This window comes from Microbacterium meiriae (assembly GCF_040685015.1).
GTDB lineage: Bacteria > Actinomycetota > Actinomycetes > Actinomycetales > Microbacteriaceae > Microbacterium > Microbacterium meiriae.
This window is the reverse complement of the sequence record NZ_JBFBHD010000001.1, coordinates 937,247-952,275: the sequence shown is the minus strand read 5'-3', so window position 1 is coordinate 952,275 and position 15,029 is coordinate 937,247. Positions and strand designations below refer to the sequence as shown.

Annotated in this window: 15 protein-coding genes; 3 read left to right on the top strand and 12 right to left on the bottom strand. The window is 68.3% G+C overall.

What is annotated here, in order from left to right:
• Nucleotides 1-94: 94 nt before the first annotated feature.
• Nucleotides 95-1,564 (top strand): FAD-dependent oxidoreductase, encoded by a 1,470-nt coding sequence (locus AB0N68_RS04750; protein ID WP_017201966.1) that lies wholly within the window; start codon nucleotides 95-97, stop codon nucleotides 1,562-1,564.
• Here the strand turns inward: AB0N68_RS04750 and AB0N68_RS04745 are convergent.
• Both AB0N68_RS04745 and AB0N68_RS04740 read right to left on the bottom strand, forming a co-directional pair.
• Complete coding sequence (locus AB0N68_RS04745) at nucleotides 1,538-2,710, bottom strand: MFS transporter (RefSeq protein WP_017201965.1); 1,173 nt, start codon at nucleotides 2,708-2,710, stop codon at nucleotides 1,538-1,540. The two genes, AB0N68_RS04750 and AB0N68_RS04745, sit on opposite strands and share 27 nt — an antisense overlap.
• Nucleotides 2,707-3,051, bottom strand: a complete 345-nt coding sequence (locus AB0N68_RS04740; RefSeq protein WP_017201964.1) for an ArsR/SmtB family transcription factor — start codon at nucleotides 3,049-3,051, stop codon at nucleotides 2,707-2,709. The genes AB0N68_RS04745 and AB0N68_RS04740 overlap by 4 nt, the downstream gene beginning before the upstream one ends.
• A gap of 83 nt (nucleotides 3,052-3,134) precedes the next feature.
• On the opposite strand from AB0N68_RS04740, the gene AB0N68_RS04735 reads away from it, so the two are divergent.
• Both AB0N68_RS04735 and AB0N68_RS04730 read left to right on the top strand, forming a co-directional pair.
• Nucleotides 3,135-4,439, top strand: a complete 1,305-nt coding sequence (locus AB0N68_RS04735) for an FAD-dependent oxidoreductase (RefSeq protein WP_151460106.1) — start codon at nucleotides 3,135-3,137, stop codon at nucleotides 4,437-4,439.
• A gap of 61 nt (nucleotides 4,440-4,500) precedes the next feature.
• The gene (locus AB0N68_RS04730; RefSeq protein ID WP_017201962.1) at nucleotides 4,501-4,659 is read left to right on the top strand and encodes a hypothetical protein; all 159 of its coding nucleotides are present in this window, start codon (nucleotides 4,501-4,503) and stop codon (nucleotides 4,657-4,659) included.
• A 96-nt stretch (nucleotides 4,660-4,755) separates the two neighbouring features.
• On the opposite strand, the gene AB0N68_RS04725 is transcribed toward AB0N68_RS04730, so the two are convergent.
• The 10 genes from AB0N68_RS04725 to AB0N68_RS04680 all read right to left on the bottom strand — a co-directional run bounded on the left by AB0N68_RS04725 (nucleotide 4,756) and on the right by AB0N68_RS04680 (nucleotide 14,999).
• Nucleotides 4,756-6,156, bottom strand: a complete 1,401-nt coding sequence (locus AB0N68_RS04725) for an FGGY-family carbohydrate kinase (RefSeq protein WP_017201961.1) — start codon at nucleotides 6,154-6,156, stop codon at nucleotides 4,756-4,758.
• Complete coding sequence (locus tag AB0N68_RS04720) at nucleotides 6,153-7,652, bottom strand: FAD-binding oxidoreductase (protein WP_363332221.1); 1,500 nt, start codon at nucleotides 7,650-7,652, stop codon at nucleotides 6,153-6,155. The genes AB0N68_RS04725 and AB0N68_RS04720 overlap by 4 nt, the downstream gene beginning before the upstream one ends.
• Nucleotides 7,653-7,694: 42 nt before the next feature.
• Nucleotides 7,695-8,471, bottom strand: coding sequence for an SDR family oxidoreductase (locus AB0N68_RS04715; RefSeq protein WP_017201959.1), 777 nt, complete (start codon nucleotides 8,469-8,471; stop codon nucleotides 7,695-7,697).
• Between the two features lie 10 nt (nucleotides 8,472-8,481).
• Nucleotides 8,482-9,966, bottom strand: coding sequence for an NAD-dependent succinate-semialdehyde dehydrogenase (locus AB0N68_RS04710; RefSeq protein ID WP_017201958.1), 1,485 nt, complete (start codon nucleotides 9,964-9,966; stop codon nucleotides 8,482-8,484).
• Nucleotides 9,963-10,916 carry an NAD(P)-dependent oxidoreductase gene (locus AB0N68_RS04705; RefSeq protein ID WP_017201957.1) on the bottom strand — a complete coding sequence of 318 codons (954 nt, stop codon included), beginning with the start codon at nucleotides 10,914-10,916 and terminating at the stop codon, nucleotides 9,963-9,965. Before AB0N68_RS04705 ends, AB0N68_RS04710 begins: the two co-directional genes overlap by 4 nt.
• A gap of 23 nt (nucleotides 10,917-10,939) precedes the next feature.
• Nucleotides 10,940-11,458 carry a formaldehyde-activating enzyme gene (fae, locus tag AB0N68_RS04700; protein ID WP_017201956.1) on the bottom strand — a complete coding sequence of 173 codons (519 nt, stop codon included), beginning with the start codon at nucleotides 11,456-11,458 and terminating at the stop codon, nucleotides 10,940-10,942.
• The gene (locus AB0N68_RS04695) at nucleotides 11,458-12,399 is read right to left on the bottom strand and encodes a glycine betaine ABC transporter substrate-binding protein (RefSeq protein WP_017201955.1); all 942 of its coding nucleotides are present in this window, start codon (nucleotides 12,397-12,399) and stop codon (nucleotides 11,458-11,460) included. Before AB0N68_RS04695 ends, fae begins: the two co-directional genes overlap by 1 nt.
• A 62-nt stretch (nucleotides 12,400-12,461) precedes the next feature.
• Complete coding sequence (locus AB0N68_RS04690) at nucleotides 12,462-13,259, bottom strand: ABC transporter permease (protein WP_017201954.1); 798 nt, start codon at nucleotides 13,257-13,259, stop codon at nucleotides 12,462-12,464.
• Nucleotides 13,256-14,293, bottom strand: a complete 1,038-nt coding sequence (locus AB0N68_RS04685) for an ABC transporter ATP-binding protein (RefSeq protein ID WP_017201953.1) — start codon at nucleotides 14,291-14,293, stop codon at nucleotides 13,256-13,258. Before AB0N68_RS04685 ends, AB0N68_RS04690 begins: the two co-directional genes overlap by 4 nt.
• Nucleotides 14,286-14,999: an ABC transporter permease gene (locus AB0N68_RS04680; protein ID WP_017201952.1), complete on the bottom strand. Its 714-nt coding sequence runs from the start codon at nucleotides 14,997-14,999 to the stop codon at nucleotides 14,286-14,288. The genes AB0N68_RS04685 and AB0N68_RS04680 overlap by 8 nt, the downstream gene beginning before the upstream one ends.
• Nucleotides 15,000-15,029: the final 30 nt, after the last annotated feature.

Sequence of the window (15,029 nt, the reverse complement as noted above, 5' to 3'; positions counted from 1 at the left end):
ATCGTGCCGTGATCGACGCGATGATCAGGTGCGCGGACGTCGCGCGCGTCAGTGAGGCTTCGCAGGCGGCGAGGTCTCGACAGAAAGGACTCACATGCACCTGGTCGTGATCGGGGGAAGTGACGCAGGAATCTCCGCGGCGCTCCGTGCCCGAGAGGTGGACGAATCCGCTGATGTGACGGTCGTCGTTGCCGATGCATACCCGAACTTCTCGATCTGTGGCATCCCTTACTACTTCTCGCGGGAGGTGCAACCGTGGCAGTCGCTCGCACATCGCACGCTTGCCGATCTGGAAGCGGCCGGTCTCCAGGTGCGCACCAACACGCTCGCGACGGGCATCAGCGTCAATGCCCGCACACTCACCGTGCGGAACAACGGTGGAGCGGAGTCCGCCATTCCTTACGATGCGCTCGTCGTCGGGACGGGCGCATCCGCCTCGACGGCGGGTATCCACGGGACCGACCGGCTCGGGCCTGCGGACGGGGTGCATACGCTCCACACGATGGGTGACACCTTCGCTCTTGAGAACTACCTCGATGAGCATCAACCGTCGACGGCAATCATCATCGGCGCGGGGTACGTCGGCCTCGAGATGGCCGAAGCGCTCACCATCCGCGGGCTCCAGGTCACGCAGCTGCAACGCGGACCCCAGGTGCTCTCCACCCTCGACACGGAACTCGGAGCGCTCGTGCGCGACGAGCTCGACCGCAACGGCGTCACGGTGGAAACGGGCATGCAGGTGCACGATATCGGCCGCGACAGCGGGCTCCTCGCGGTCCAGGGCACCCGCGACGGTGCCCCGTTCGTGCGTCGCGCCGAGCTGGTCCTCGTCGTGGTGGGTGTGCGCCCCAATGTGGAGCTCCTCACCGGAATCGGGGCACGAACCGGAGCCGGCGGCGCCGTCATCGTGGACGAACGGATGCAGACAGGGATCCCGCAGATCTGGGCGGGCGGGGACGGTGTGATCACCCGTCATCGCCTTCTCGGCGACACGTATCTTCCGCTCGGCACGACCGCGCACAAACAAGGGCGAGTCGCGGGCGCGAACGCGGTCGGCGCCGATGCGCGATTCCACGGCAGCCTGGGAACCCAGGTCGTGAAGGTGTTCGACCTGGTGGCTGCCCGCACGGGCCTTCGAGATCACGAAGCCGAAACCGCGGGGCATCGACCGCACAGCCACACCGTCACTGCCGACGACCACAAGCGCTACTACCCCGGTGCCACCCCCATCCACATCCGCGTGACCGGAGACTTCGAATCGGGGCGTCTCCTCGGCGCGCAACTGCTCGGATCGCGCAGCGCCGAGATATCCAAGCGCGTCGATACGTTCGCGACAGCACTGCACCACAGCATGTCCGTAGACGCGATCAGCGACCTCGACCTGTCCTATACCCCGCCGCTCGGCTCCCCCTGGGATGCGGTGCAGATCGCTACCCAAGCGTGGAGCACGTCAACCCGCGCAGCGGGATCAACGACCCCTGTCCACGCCGGTGCGTCTCGCAGCTCGGAGGCGGGCGGCATTGACCGGGCGGCGAGATCAGGTGAAGCGGGCGAAAATGAGTGAAAGCCCGGCGAACCCGACAGCAACCCATGCCATGGCGGAGTACGACCCCGTCGCCACCGCGATGAGCGGGCCGAGTGCGGGACCGACCGCACCGATCGCCGTGATCGGTGCGGCGAAGACACCATTGATCGAGCCGTAGTTCCGCGTGCCCCACCGGTCAGCGACGGCAGAGCCCTGCACGAGCGTCTGTGCACCGCGCACGGCTCCGACCCCCACGCCGATACTGATGAGCAGCCACGGCGGCCCAGGCACGATCGCGAGCAGAGCAAGCCCGATGACGCTCAGCCCCGCCGTCGCCGCCAACGCCACCCAGGGTGCGGCGGCGTGTGGGATGGCGACATACAGCAGTCGGCCGATCACCTGGCCGGCGCCGAGCAGCCCCAGCGCCCAAGCGGCGACCTCGTACGTCATCCCCTTCTCAGTGAACAGAGGAATGATCGCGAGTGTGACGCTGAACAGCGCCGCCGCCAAGGTGAGCATCGACGCCTCAAGCATCCAGAAGCGCCGCGTGCGCACCACGCTCGCCACCGTATGGTGATCGGCCGACGCATCATGGACGACGGGCGGCCAGGACGACTCGAGAAAGAACCAGTGCAGCGGTGTGGTCGTCACCACGAGGACGACGGCGAGGACAAGAAACACCGACCGCCAATCCATCACCGTCAGCAACACGGCGACGATAGGAGCGAAGACGGTCGACGCCAATCCTCCCGCGAGGGTGAGGATCGTCATCGCACCCCGGCGGCGGTCTCCATACCGGCGAGCGATCACCGTGAACGCGGCCTGGTACAACACCGCGGCCTGCGCGGTCCCCGCCACGATCCACCCCGCCGTGAACACGACAAGATTCGGCGCGGCCGCGACGATGACCAGCCCACCCGCACCGACAATGCTTCCCACGGTCATGATCATCCGAGGCCCACGCTCGTCGAGCCAGCGCCCGACAACGACGCCCGCGATCGCCGACGCAGCGAGTCCACCCGAGAACGACAACGTCACCAGCGCCACGGGCCACCCTGTCGCGTCCGCGATCGCGGGCGAGGCGACGATCAACGCATAGAACAGAACCCCCCAGCTGATGACCTGCCCCAGCGACAGCGCGACAAGCCGCCCCCCGAACCGGGAGCCCGGGGCCCGGGCCGTCACACCGAACGCAGGGTGTCCGCGGCGGCGTCCAGCGCCCCGTCGGTGATCGCGAAGTATGCCCACTTCCCTCGCTGCTCGCGGGTGACAAGCCCCGCGTCGGCGAGCAACTTCATGTGGTGCGACACCGTGCCCTGCGACAGTCCGACCGGCGCGGTGAGGTCGCAGATGCACGCCTCCCCACCGTCACCGGCGGCAATCAGCGACAACAGGCGCACCCGTGTCGGATCCCCGAGCGCTTTGAACACCCGTGCGACGCGCTCCGCGTCCTCGACCGTGATCGCTGCTGTCACCCGAGGGGCGCAGCAGGACGTCGAGGTGTCGAGGGTGGCAGGAAGACTCATGACACCAGTATCGCACGCATTGACAAACTTCGATAGGAGGAGCAGGCTATTCATATTGAAGTTTTTCGATTTGAGGAGATGTGATGAACGAGCTTCCCGTCGTAGTCATCGGCGCCGGCCCCCAAGGGCTTGCTGCGGCCGCCCACCTGACGGAGCGTGGCATCGCCGTGACGGTCGTTGAGCGAGGCGATGAGCCAGCTGCTGCGGTGTCCGAGTGGGGGCATGTGCGCCTGTTCTCCAGCTGGCCGGAACTCACCGACACGGCCGCCCGGCGTCTGCTGGAGCCGACCGGGTGGACCGCACCGCACTCGGGCTACCCCACGGGAGCCGAATGGGTCGCCGGCTACCTGGACCCGCTCGCCCGCGTCTTCGGTGACCGCGTCGTCTACTCGACGACCGTCACCGGTGTCGCCCGCAAGGGCCGGGATCTGATGGTCGACAGCGGCCGTAAGGGGCAGCCGTTCATCGTGCATACCCGGGACACGCAGGGGGCAGAAGGGCGGATCTCCGCGCGCGCCGTCATCGACGCCAGCGGCACATGGACGCTCCCGAACCCTGCCGGGGCGGACGGGCTGCCCGCGCTCGGCGAGCGGGCCGCGGTCGCGGCCTCACGGATCTCGTACCGCATCCCGGAGGATGTCTCCGCGTGTGCGGGGCAGCACCTGGTCGTGATCGGTGCCGGGCACTCCGCAGTGCATGCCGTCCTCCGGCTGAGCGAGCTGGCGCGCAGAACCCCAGGCACCCGGGTGACGTGGCTGCTGCGTCGCGGTACGACGGGCAACGTCTTGGGTGGTGGAGCGGGCGATGAACTGCCCGAGCGTGCAGCTCTGGGCACCCGAGCGCGCAAGGTGATCGAAGCCGGTGTTGTCGAGGTGGTGACGGGCTTCCGCGTCGCCGAGTTCCACGACGAGGCGGCGGGGCTGCGCATCGTCGCGGAGAACGGCAAGGAGGTCGACGGGGTGTCCCGCGTGTTCGCGCTGACCGGATTCCGCCCCGATGTGAGCATCCTGTCGGAGATGCGCATCGACCTGGATGCGTCCTTGGAGGCGGTCGCCGGGATCGCGGAAGAGATCAATCCGAACGTCCACTCCTGCGGATCGATCGGCGCCACCGGGGCCCGCGACCTCACCCAGCCCGAGCCGGACTTCTTCATCGTCGGCGCGAAAAGCTACGGGCGCGCCCCCACCTTCCTCGCTCTCACCGGGTTCGAGCAGGTTCGCAGCGTCGCCGCCCACCTCGCGGGCGACCATGCAGGCGCCGAGCGCAATGAGCTCGTCCTTCCCGACACCGGCGTCTGCGGCGGATCCGGAGACTTCGACGGGGCCGGCAGCAGCTGCTGCGCAGCGCCCGTCATCCAGCTCGAGCCCACCCGCGTCGCCGTCGGCTGACCGGCCGCTCGAACCACCACCCAGCGCCCCGCGGGGCGCAATCAACCCAAGGAGTACTCACATGGCCAACCAGCTGATCGAGAAGAACGTCACGATCGAAGACCCCCGCGACGGCACCCCGCTCGCCGTCACCATCCAGCTCGAGCTGGATCTGTCCGACTGTGCATGCACGCCGCGCACGCCCTCCCTGGGCAACCCAGTTGGATACGGCTCCAAGTAGACCTGGACGTCGAACCTCGGCCCCGCGAAGGGGAGCTCTTCCACCTCGGGCGAGCTCCCCTTCTGCATGTATCGCGGGACATCTGCCGTGAGTGGCTTATGGGGAGAACAGCGTCCGCACGCGGGGAATCACTCGTCTGTACGTCTGACGGACTTCCCCGTACGCGCTGACGAGTTCGAGGTCGGGCTGAATTTCTTGTCCTGTCCCCACCATGGCAGTGATGGCGTCAGCCCAGGTGGGGTGCAGCCCCGTCCCGACGGCCGCGCAGATCGCTGCCCCCATACCAGCTGCGTCACGTACACGGGGTGTGCGCACGGGTACCCCATATACGGCAGCCAGGATGCGCAGCATGAGATCCGATTCGCTTCCACCGCCGGTGACGATGAGGGAACGACGGTCTCGCCCGAGCGCGCGGCGCGCACGGGCGTCAGCGCTCTCGGTCTCGATCGCGAGCGCCTCGAGGATCGCCCGATAGATGTGGAACCGTCCCTGCGTGCCGTCGAAGCCGACCAGCGCCCCGCGCCGCCACGGCTCATCCGCGGGCGCGAGCCAGTCCAGAGCAGCGACGAGGCCGCCCGCGCCAGCCGGGACGTTGTCGGCACCGCGGTTGAGGTCATCTTCCGACGTTGCCTCGATGGACCCGGATACGACGTCGCGGAACCAGCTGACCGTCCACATGCCGCGTCGCACTCCGGCGCTTTCGTAGAGGTATCCGCCGGGCTGTGACGAGAAGTTCGTCCACACGTCTGGATGCGGTGGCAGCGGACGATCCCCTGGCGTCATGGTCGCGACGTACGTGCCCAGGGACAACAATGCGTCCCCCTCGTCCTGGAGCCCTGCACCCAGGGCTTCGACGGCCTTGTCGTTCGACGTCGCGATCACGGGGATTCCCGCGGGCAGACCGAGCAGCAGTGCTACCTCGGAGGCGAGAGTGCCGAGTGCCTCGCCTGGAGCGACCAGGTCGAACAACATCTCCCGTCCCAGACCCACACGCTCATACTCGGCGGCATCCATGCTCCAGGCCCAGTGTGCAGTGTCGATAGGCCAGCTGCCCTGTACGTTGCCCGCGGCATCCTGGCGCTCTCCGGTGAGCTTGTGAGTGATGTACCCCGACGAAGTTGTGACGTACACCGCCTCGTCGGTTTCACGCTCGTACGCGCGCGGCAGACGCTCGTCCATCCAGCTCATGACCGGCTGGGCGAGCGATCCGTCAGCGCGCAGCACGGCCCGGCAGAAGCGGATCGTGCACAGGCCGATGCCGCGGATCTCGGCCGGATCCCCCGCGAAGTCGGCGACCGCGGCGCGCGTCGCGGCGACGATCGAGTCCCACAGGTCGTCGTCCGGATGCTCCCATCGACCCGGCGCGGGCGACGAATACGGCCGCAGCGCGACACGGGCGCTCGCGTGCACGGTCCCGTCGCCGTCGACGATCAGGACCTTCGTGCTCTGCGAGCCGTTGTCGATCGCGACGACGTACCCCGCCGCCGACGCGCTCACGCCCGCGTCGCCATCTCGGCCTCGGGCGTGGCGACGTCGTCCAGGGGATAGATGGTCCCGCGGTTCATGATCCCGCGCGGGTCGAGCCCGTCCTTGAGGGTGCGCAGCAGCCGGTAGGCGCTGCCGTGCTCCTCATGTGTCCACGGCGTGCGGTACTTGCCGATGCCGTGGTGGTGCACCATGGAGCCGCCGAGGCGCAGTGCCTCCTCCACGACGATCGCGTTGAGGGGCTCGTGGTACTCGGTGATCTCTTCGCGCGGCTCGCAGGCGATGTCGTAGTCGTAGACGAAGTACAAGTTGGTGCCGGTCTGGTAGCTGTGCGAGGAGTGCGCGCCGAGCATCCGCAGGTCCGCCGCGCGCGGGAACTCGGTGCGTGCGCGGCGCATGACGGACTCGAACAGTTCCTCGACGCCTGACCAGTCGATCGATACCTCGGTCGTGTAGCCGAGGCGCGCCTTCTCGAGCATCTCGCGCTTCTCGGCGTCGATCTTGTCCTGCCCCCAATTGAGGTTGTCGAACCAGTTCTCGATCAGTGCGGGGTCGACCTCCTCGTGCGGGATGCTGGCGAAGATTTCCTCGACGCCGGCGGCTGTGGCGTCGGCCACGCCCTTCGGTCCTTCGGCGACGACCACGACCACGGCCTTGCCGTCGGCGAAGTGCGAGAAGTGCTGCGCGGCGTCCTCCTCGGAGTACGCGCGTGCCACCGACGGGCGGTAGCCGGCGACGATGATCTCGCGGAGACCTGCCACGCCCGCCGGGAGCGAGTCGACGAGGTACCCGAGGAAACGATTGTTCTCCGGCTGGTAGGTGAACACCTTGACGGTGACCTCGGTGATGACGGCAAGCGCGCCCTCGTTGCCGATCATGATGTGGCGGATGTCGGGTCCGGCGGCGCGTCGCGGCACGTTCTTGATGCGTACGACCTCGCCGTCGGGCAGCACGGCTTCGAGCCCGATCACCATGTCCTCGATCCCGCCGTACAGCGTGGAGAACTGGCCGATGGACCGGGTCGCGACCAGTCCACCCATCTGCGCGAGCGGCTTCGACTGCGGTGAGTGCCCCGTCGTGAGGCCCTGCGCCCGAAGGGTGTCTTCGAGCAGCTGCAGCGGAACGCCGCACTGGGCCGTGACCATCATGTCGACGGGGTCGATGTCGAGGATCGCGTCCATTCGCGAGCCGTCGAGCACGATCGAATCCTCGACGATCGTCTCGAGTCCGCCCTCGGTCGCGGTGCGGCCGGTGCGGGGCACGACGTTGACGAGGTTCTCGTCCGCGAACGCGAGGATCGCCGACACGTCGGCGGTGGACCGCGCGTAGGCGATCGCGGAGGGGATCGGACCGTCGAAGATGCCGTGCACGGATGTGTACTTCTTGAAGCGGTCGACGCTCGCCTCGCGCAGCGCCTGCGCCTCGGTCTCGACCTGGTCGGTGCCGAGGATCTCCTGCAGTCGGGTGACGATCTCCTCACGTGAGAGAGCGGATCGTGAAGTGACCATGGGGAAGGTGTCCTGTTCGTTGAGGGTGTGGGGGCGCCGCGGTCAGCGCACCAGGTAACCGCCGTCGACGGACAGCACGTGCCCGTTGACGAAGTCGGAGGCGGGGCTCGCGAGGAAGACGGTCGCGCCCATGAGATCGGCGACGTCCCCCCACCTCCCCGCCGGCGTGTGGTCGACGATGCGCCGGTTCGCCTCCGCGTCCCCACGCGTCTCGGAGGTAATCGGGGTGGCGAAGTATCCCGGGGCGATCGCGTTGACCTGGATGCCGTGTCCGCCGAGCTCGTCGGCGTACGCCTTCGTGAGCCCGGCGATGCCGTGCTTGGTCGCGGCGTACGCGGGAGATCCGAGTCCCCCGAGGAACGAGAACAGCGAGGCGATGTTGATGATCTTGCCCGAGCCCTGCGGGATCATCCGCTTCGCGGCCTCGTGCGACATTTCGAACGCGGCGGTGAGGTTCACCGCGACCATGGGGTCCCACTGCACGCGCCCGAACTCGGTGACGTCGGCGATGCGGCTGATCCCGGCCGAGTTGACCAGAACGTCCACGCCCCCGAACGCCTCGACGCATGCGTCGATCACGCGCGCGGGTGCGCCCTCCGCCGTGATGTCGACGCGGAGTTCCCGGTAGCCGACACCCGCCTCGGCGAGGAGAGCTGCGGTCTCGCCGCCGTCGTCGAACAGCGTCGGAACGAACATGTCGGCACCCGCTTTGGCGAGAGCGAGGGTGAACGCCTGGCCGAGACCGGTGTTGCCCCCGGTGACGATCGCCCGCTTGCCCCGGAGGGAGAAGTGGTCGAGGGAGAAGTCGGTGATGTGCACGGATGATCCTTCAGGAGTGGGTGCCGACGAAGGGATCGGCGATGCCGATGTAGGTCGTCTCGAGGTACTCGTCGATGCCCTCGAAGCCGCCCTCGCGACCGATGCCGGACTGCTTGACGCCACCGAACGGCGCAGCCGGGTTCGACACGAGTCCGGTGTTGAGGCCGAACATGCCGGTCTCCAGACGCTCGGCGAGGCGCAGCGCCCGGTTCAGGTCGCGGGTGTACGCGAAGCACACCAGCCCGTACTCGCTCGCGTTGGCGAGGCGCACGGCCTCGTCCTCGTCGCGGAACACGGTGATGGGCGCGACGGGTCCGAAGATCTCCTCCTGGAGGATGCGGGCGTCCTGCGGCACGTCCACGAGCACGGTCGCCGGGTAGAAGTAGCCGCGCCCCTGGGGGATGCTGCCGCCGAGTGCGATGCTCGCTCCGTCCTCCAGCGCGCCGGACACGAGGTCGGCGACCTTCTTGCGGGTCGACTCGTCCACGAGCGGCCCGAGGGTCGACTCCGGGTCGGTGCCGCGGGCGTTGACGTACCCTGCCATGCGTTCAACGAGCCGCGAGGTGAATTCCTCCGCCACGCTCTCGTGCACGAGGAAGCGGTTCGCGGCGACGCAGGCCTCGCCGCCGTTGCGGAGCTTTGCGAGCAGGGCACCCTCGACCGCGGCGTCCACGTCAGCGTCGTCGAACACGAGGAAGGGGGCGTTGCCTCCGAGTTCCATCGAGACGCGGAGCACCTGGTGCGCGGCGTCCGCGATGAGGCGGCGCCCCACTTCGGTTGATCCGGTGAACGAGAGTTTGCGCAGTCGCGGGTCGGTGATGAGCGGGCCCGTGACCGCGCCGGCGCGGGTCGTGGGGATGACGTTCACGACGCCGTCCGGCACTCCGGCCTCGCGGAGCACCTCGGCGAACAGGAGTGCGGTGAGCGGTGTGAGCGCGGCGGGCTTGAGCACCGAGGTGCAGCCGGCCGCGAGTGCCGGCGCGATCTTGCGCGTGGCCATCGCGAGCGGGAAGTTCCACGGGGTGATGAGCAGGCTCGGACCGACCGGTCGCTTCGCGACGAGCAGTCGGTTGCGGCCGTCGGGAGCGGTGGCGTATCGCCCGGAGATGCGGGGTGCTTCTTCCGAGAACCAGCGCAGGAACTCGGCGCCGTACGCGACCTCGGCGCGCGATTCGGCGAGAGGCTTGCCCATCTCGAGCGTCATGACGAGTGCGAAGTCCTCGGCGCGGGCCGTGACGAGCTCGAACGCCCGGCGCAGGATCTCCCCGCGCTGTCGCGGAGCAGTGGCGGCCCAGGCGGTCTGCGCCGCAGCAGCAGCGTCGAGTGCGGCCATGCCGTCCTCGGGCGTCGCATCGGCGACATGGGCGAGCACCTCACCCGTCGACGGGTCGTGCACCTCGAAGGTGTGGCCGGAGGTCGCTTCCCGCCACTGACCGCCGATCAGCAGGCCGGTGGGGACGGAGGCGATGACCTCGGCCTCGCGTGCCGCGGTCATGCGGGCATCTCCCGACGGAGGTCGCGGCCGAGTAGTTCCTCGTAGAGACGCACGGGCGTCATCTCCCCGGCGCGGTCGCCGTAGCTCGCGCGGGCTCGACGGAAGATCTGCTCGACGAGGGAGGACAGCTCGACCGGCATCCCGACCGAGCGGGCCAGATCGACGGAGAGACCGAGGTCCTTGCAGGCGAGGGCGATCGCGAAGCCCTCGTCGTAGTCGCCGTGGTCGAGGATCGACAACACGTCGCGTGAGACGAAGGTGCTGTTCGCGGGGCTCGCGATGAGCGCGTCCCGCAGCACGCCAAGGTCGACCCCCGCGGCGACGCCGACCGACAGCACCTCCGCCGTCGCGACCAGGTGGGAGAACCACAGCTGGTTGATCATGAGCTTCACGGCGTAGCCTGCGCCGGGCCCGCCGACGTGCAGGATCCGCTCCGGGTCCCCCATCGCCTCGAACACGGGACGCAGCCGCTGCACATCGTCGGCGTCACCACCGACGAAGATCTGCAGCATCCCGTTCGCGGCGCCCACTGACATCCCACTGACGGGGGCGTCGAGCAGGTGCAGTCCGCGGCCGGCGGTCGCGGCGCGCACACCGTCCAGCACGTCCGGCACCGAGGTCGACATGTCGATCCAGGTACCGCCGTCCGGCAGCCCCACCACGAGGCCGTCAGGCCCCGAGGCGACGGCCTCGACGTGCTTGGGCGTCGGCAGCATCGTGATGATGAGGTCACTGGCGGCGGCGACCTCGCGAGGGGTCTCAGCCCACCGGGCACCGCCCTCGATCAGGTCGGACGCCGACTCGCGGCGCAGATCGGTCACGACCAGCGGGAAGCCCGCGGCCTGCAGGTTGCGGGTCATTCCTGACCCCATGTTGCCGAGTCCGATGAACCCGACGGTGGGTCGGGTCCCGACCGGCGTTGGGTCGAGGACGGGGGTGGGAGAGCTCATGGGTGATGCGTGTCCTTTGTGGATCAGGCGGATGCGGTGGAAGGGGTGTAGAACGGATTGGTCGGCGCGTGCCGGGCTTCCAGCACGGCGTCGAGCTTGGGCAGGCCCGCCGCGCCGTTCGCGAGCGCGGTGCGTGTCGCCTCGCGGTTGTTGCGGTAGACCGTGTCGGCGTCGTCGGCCGCCGGATTGACCCACACTGCGGCGATGAGGGCGTGCGTGTCGGCAGCCTCGCGCGGGATCACACCGTCGGCGACGGCGTCGGCCACGCCCGCAGCGACTCCGGCCTGCGCCGGGCCCCAGATGAGGAGGCCGTGCTCGTCACCCGCCGGTGCGGCCTTCGTGACGAACAGCGTCAGGGGCTTCACCGGGAGGGAGGGGCGGAGCACCGCCACGAAGGGCACGTGCCCCTGGCTGGGGCTGGCGAGGGCAGTGGCCCACGCCGTCCCCGCAGGTCCCTCGCGGTGGCCGAGCACGGTGTTGATGTGTGCGGCGTTGACGCCGTCGCCGACGAAGCTCTCGCCGAGCTGGATGGTCGAGGTCATCAGATGAGTCCCTGCTCCTCGAGCCAGTCGATCGCGATGTCCTCGGGGTCCTCACCGTCGACATCGGCCTTGGCGTTGAGCTCCTGCATGACCTCGGTGGTCAGCAGCGGGCTCAGCTCGGCCAGCACGTCGGCGATCGCCGGGTACTCGTCGAGGGTGCTCTGCTTGAGCGTGAAGCCGCCCTGGTAGCTGGGGAAGAACTCCTTGTCGTCTTCCATCACCACGAGGTCGAGGGCGGGGATGCGGCCGTCGGTCTGGAAGACCTCGCCGAAGTTGCAGTCGTCGCCCTTCTGGGTCGCCGTGTAGATGACGCCGGTGTCGAGCATCGTGACGTTCGAGTCCGGGGCATCGAAGCCGTAGGCGGCCTTGAGACCCGGCCAGCCATCGTCGCGCGTCGAGAACTCGCTCTCGATGCAGAACGTCTGATCGGCGCTCGGCAGGGCTGCGACATCACTCAGCGTCTTCACGCCCAGCTCGTCAGCCTCCTTCTTACGGATCGCGAAGGCGTAGGTGTTGTTGAACGGCGCGGGGTCGAGCCACGCGATGCCGTTCTCGGCGTCCGCTCCCTTGACGGCATCGAACTGCGCCTCGGCGCCCTGCACCGGCGTCGTATTGCCGTTGTACGTGATCCACGACGTGCCGGTGTACTCCCAGTAGCCGAGGAACTGGTCATTCTCGAGCGCCTGACGCACGTTGGCGGAGCCGACGAGCTTCGTGTTGGCCTCGACGTCGGCACCGTGCGCATTGAGCAGTTCCGCCGTCATGTAGGCGAGGATGTACTGCTCCGAAAAGTCCTTCGAGCCGATCTCGCCAGTGAGACCTTCCAGCTCGTCGCCTTGGGCTCCGGAGCCTCCGCCGGCACCGGACGAGCAGCCGGTGAGGAGCAGAGCGCCGGCGGCGATGGCGGCGAACGAGGCGGTGGCGATGGTGCGTGTGTTCATTGCAAGTTCCTTTCGGGAAGGGAGTGTGCTGTGCATGTGAATTAGTGGTGGAGTGGTGGTGCTCAGAGGCCCTTGGGTCGAACGATGTCCTCCACGACGCCGGCGGCCCAGTCGATGAGCACGGCGATCGAGGCGACGAGGATCGCTCCGACGACGAGAACGGGATAGCGCTGCAGCTTCAGGCCGTTGATGATCATGTCGCCGAGACCGCCGGCGTTGATGAAGGTCGCGACCGTGGCCACACCGACCGCGAAGACGAGCGCGGTGCGGAGTCCCGCGAGGATCACGGGCGAGGCGAGCGGCAGCTCCACTCGGCGCAGAACCTGTGACGGGGTCATGCCCATGCCCCGGGCCGACTCGCGGATGCTGGGATCGACCTGGGCGAGGCCCGCGATCGTGTTCTGCAGCACGGGCAGGAAGGAGTAGATCACGAGTGCGAGCAGTGCCGTCGTGAATCCCGTCTGCCAGACGATTGCGAGCAGGATCACGACGCCGATCGCCGGCGTCGCCTGACCGATGTTCGCGATGCCGATCACGACGCCGCGGAACACCTTCGATCGGGAGCGGCTCACCGCGATGCCGGCGGGGATCGCCAGCACAGCCACGAGCACGGAGGCGATGATCGACAGCACGAGGTGCTCGCCGATGCGGGCCGTGATGTAGTCGGCGTTGAGCGTGCGCTGCTCGATCGAGTCGAGGTCGAGGCTCGACACCCACACGTAGGTGAGCACCAGCACGACCGCGACGACGATGAGCGGCATCAGGCGGCGCAGCAGCACGGGCATGCCGCGTCGGGGCGCGGACTGCGTGCGCAGCATCGTGGTCGCGGAGGGCACGACCTGGGGGCCGGTCACGGTCACGCCTCCTCGGCGCGACGCGCGGGGCCTTCGGAGCCCAGCGCTGCCGAGATGGCCGCCTGGTCGATCGAGCCGACGACCGCCCCGGCGCGGGTGACGTTGACGCGCGCGGCGCCGGTCAGCACCAGGGTGTCGAGGGCCTCGCGCAGCGAGGAGTGCTCGTCGACCGTGACGGCCGGGGCTGCGGCATCCGCGGATCCGATTCGCGCGTCCGTCACCGGGATCAGAGCGAGACGCTTCAGGGCGGCCCCCTCGCCGATGAACGATCGTACATAGTCGTTGGCAGGCTCGGCGAGGATGCGCGCCGGAGTGTCGAACTGCTCGATCTGGCTGCGATCGCTCAGCACTGCGATGCGGTCGCCCATGCGGATCGCCTCTTCGAAATCGTGCGTCACGAAGATGATGGTCTTGCCGATGTCGGCCTGAATGCGCAGGAACTCCGCCTGCAGCTTCTCCCGCGTGATCGGGTCGGTCGCACCGAAGGGCTCGTCCATGAGCATGACGGGCGGATCGGCAGCCAGTGCCCGGGCCACTCCGACACGCTGCTGCTGCCCGCCGGAAAGCTGACGGGGGTATCGCTGTGCGAACGTGCCCGGGTCGAGCTGCACGGTGCGCAGGAGCTCGTCCACGCGCTCGGCGATACGGGCTTTGGACCAGCCGAGCAGCTTCGGCACGATCGCGATGTTCTCGGCGATCGTGAAGTGCGGGAACAGGCCGATCTGCTGGATGACGTAGCCGATGTGCCGACGCAGCTCGTTGCCGTCGAGCGACAGCACGTCATCGCCGTTGATCCGGATCGACCCGGAGGTCGGCTCGATGATGCGGTTGATCATCTTCATCGTCGTGGTCTTGCCGCAGCCGCTGGGGCCGACGAACATGATCAGCTCGCCGGGCTCTACACGCATCGAGAAGTCCTCGACGGCGGGCCTCTGCTGACCCGGGTACTGCTTGGTGATGTGGTCGAGGACGATGTCGACGCCGCCCTGCTGCGCCGCGAGGGAGGTGAGAACGCCGGTGTTCGTTGTGATGTCAGGCACGGAGACCCCTTGAGGTGGTGAGGCGGGCGACGAGCACGAGGATGCCGTCGAGGACGAGCGCGAGGATGATCACTGCGACGGTGCCCGTGAGCGCGTAGTTGAGGGCGTTCTTCGAACCGAGCGAGCTCAGGCCCTTGAAGATGTACTCGCCGAGCCCGGGGCCGGCGACGTAGGCGGCGATCGCCGCGATCCCGACCGTGAGTTGGGCGGCGACACGGATGCCGGTCATGATGACCGGCCAGGCGATCGGCAGCTGCACCGTGAAGAGGATGCGGGTGGGGCCGAGGCCCATGCCCCGCGCCGACTCGAGCACCGAGACCGGTACTTCGCGGAGTCCCACGACGGTGTTCCGCACCACCGGGAGCAGCGAGTAGAAAACGAGGGCGACGACGGTCGGCAGCCACCCGAGGCCGAGGACGGGGCTCAGGAGGGCAAGGAGGGCGAGTGACGGGATGGTGATCGCGACAGCGGCGGCCGTGAGCACGGTGGTGCGGGCGATGCGACGGTTGCGGACCAGGATGCCGAGGCCGATGCCGATAATCGCCGCGAGGACGACTGAGACGACGACGACGACGAGGTGATCGCGGGTGAGCTCAAGAATGTCGTCCGCGCGACGCGTGAGGAAGGCCATGAGGTCTTCCCAGTTGAATCCGGTCAAGAGGGCTCCTGTCTCGTCGTTGAGGCCGGTACCGGGGATGAGACTCACGGTAGCCTTTGTGGCCATTTCGTCAAAGAG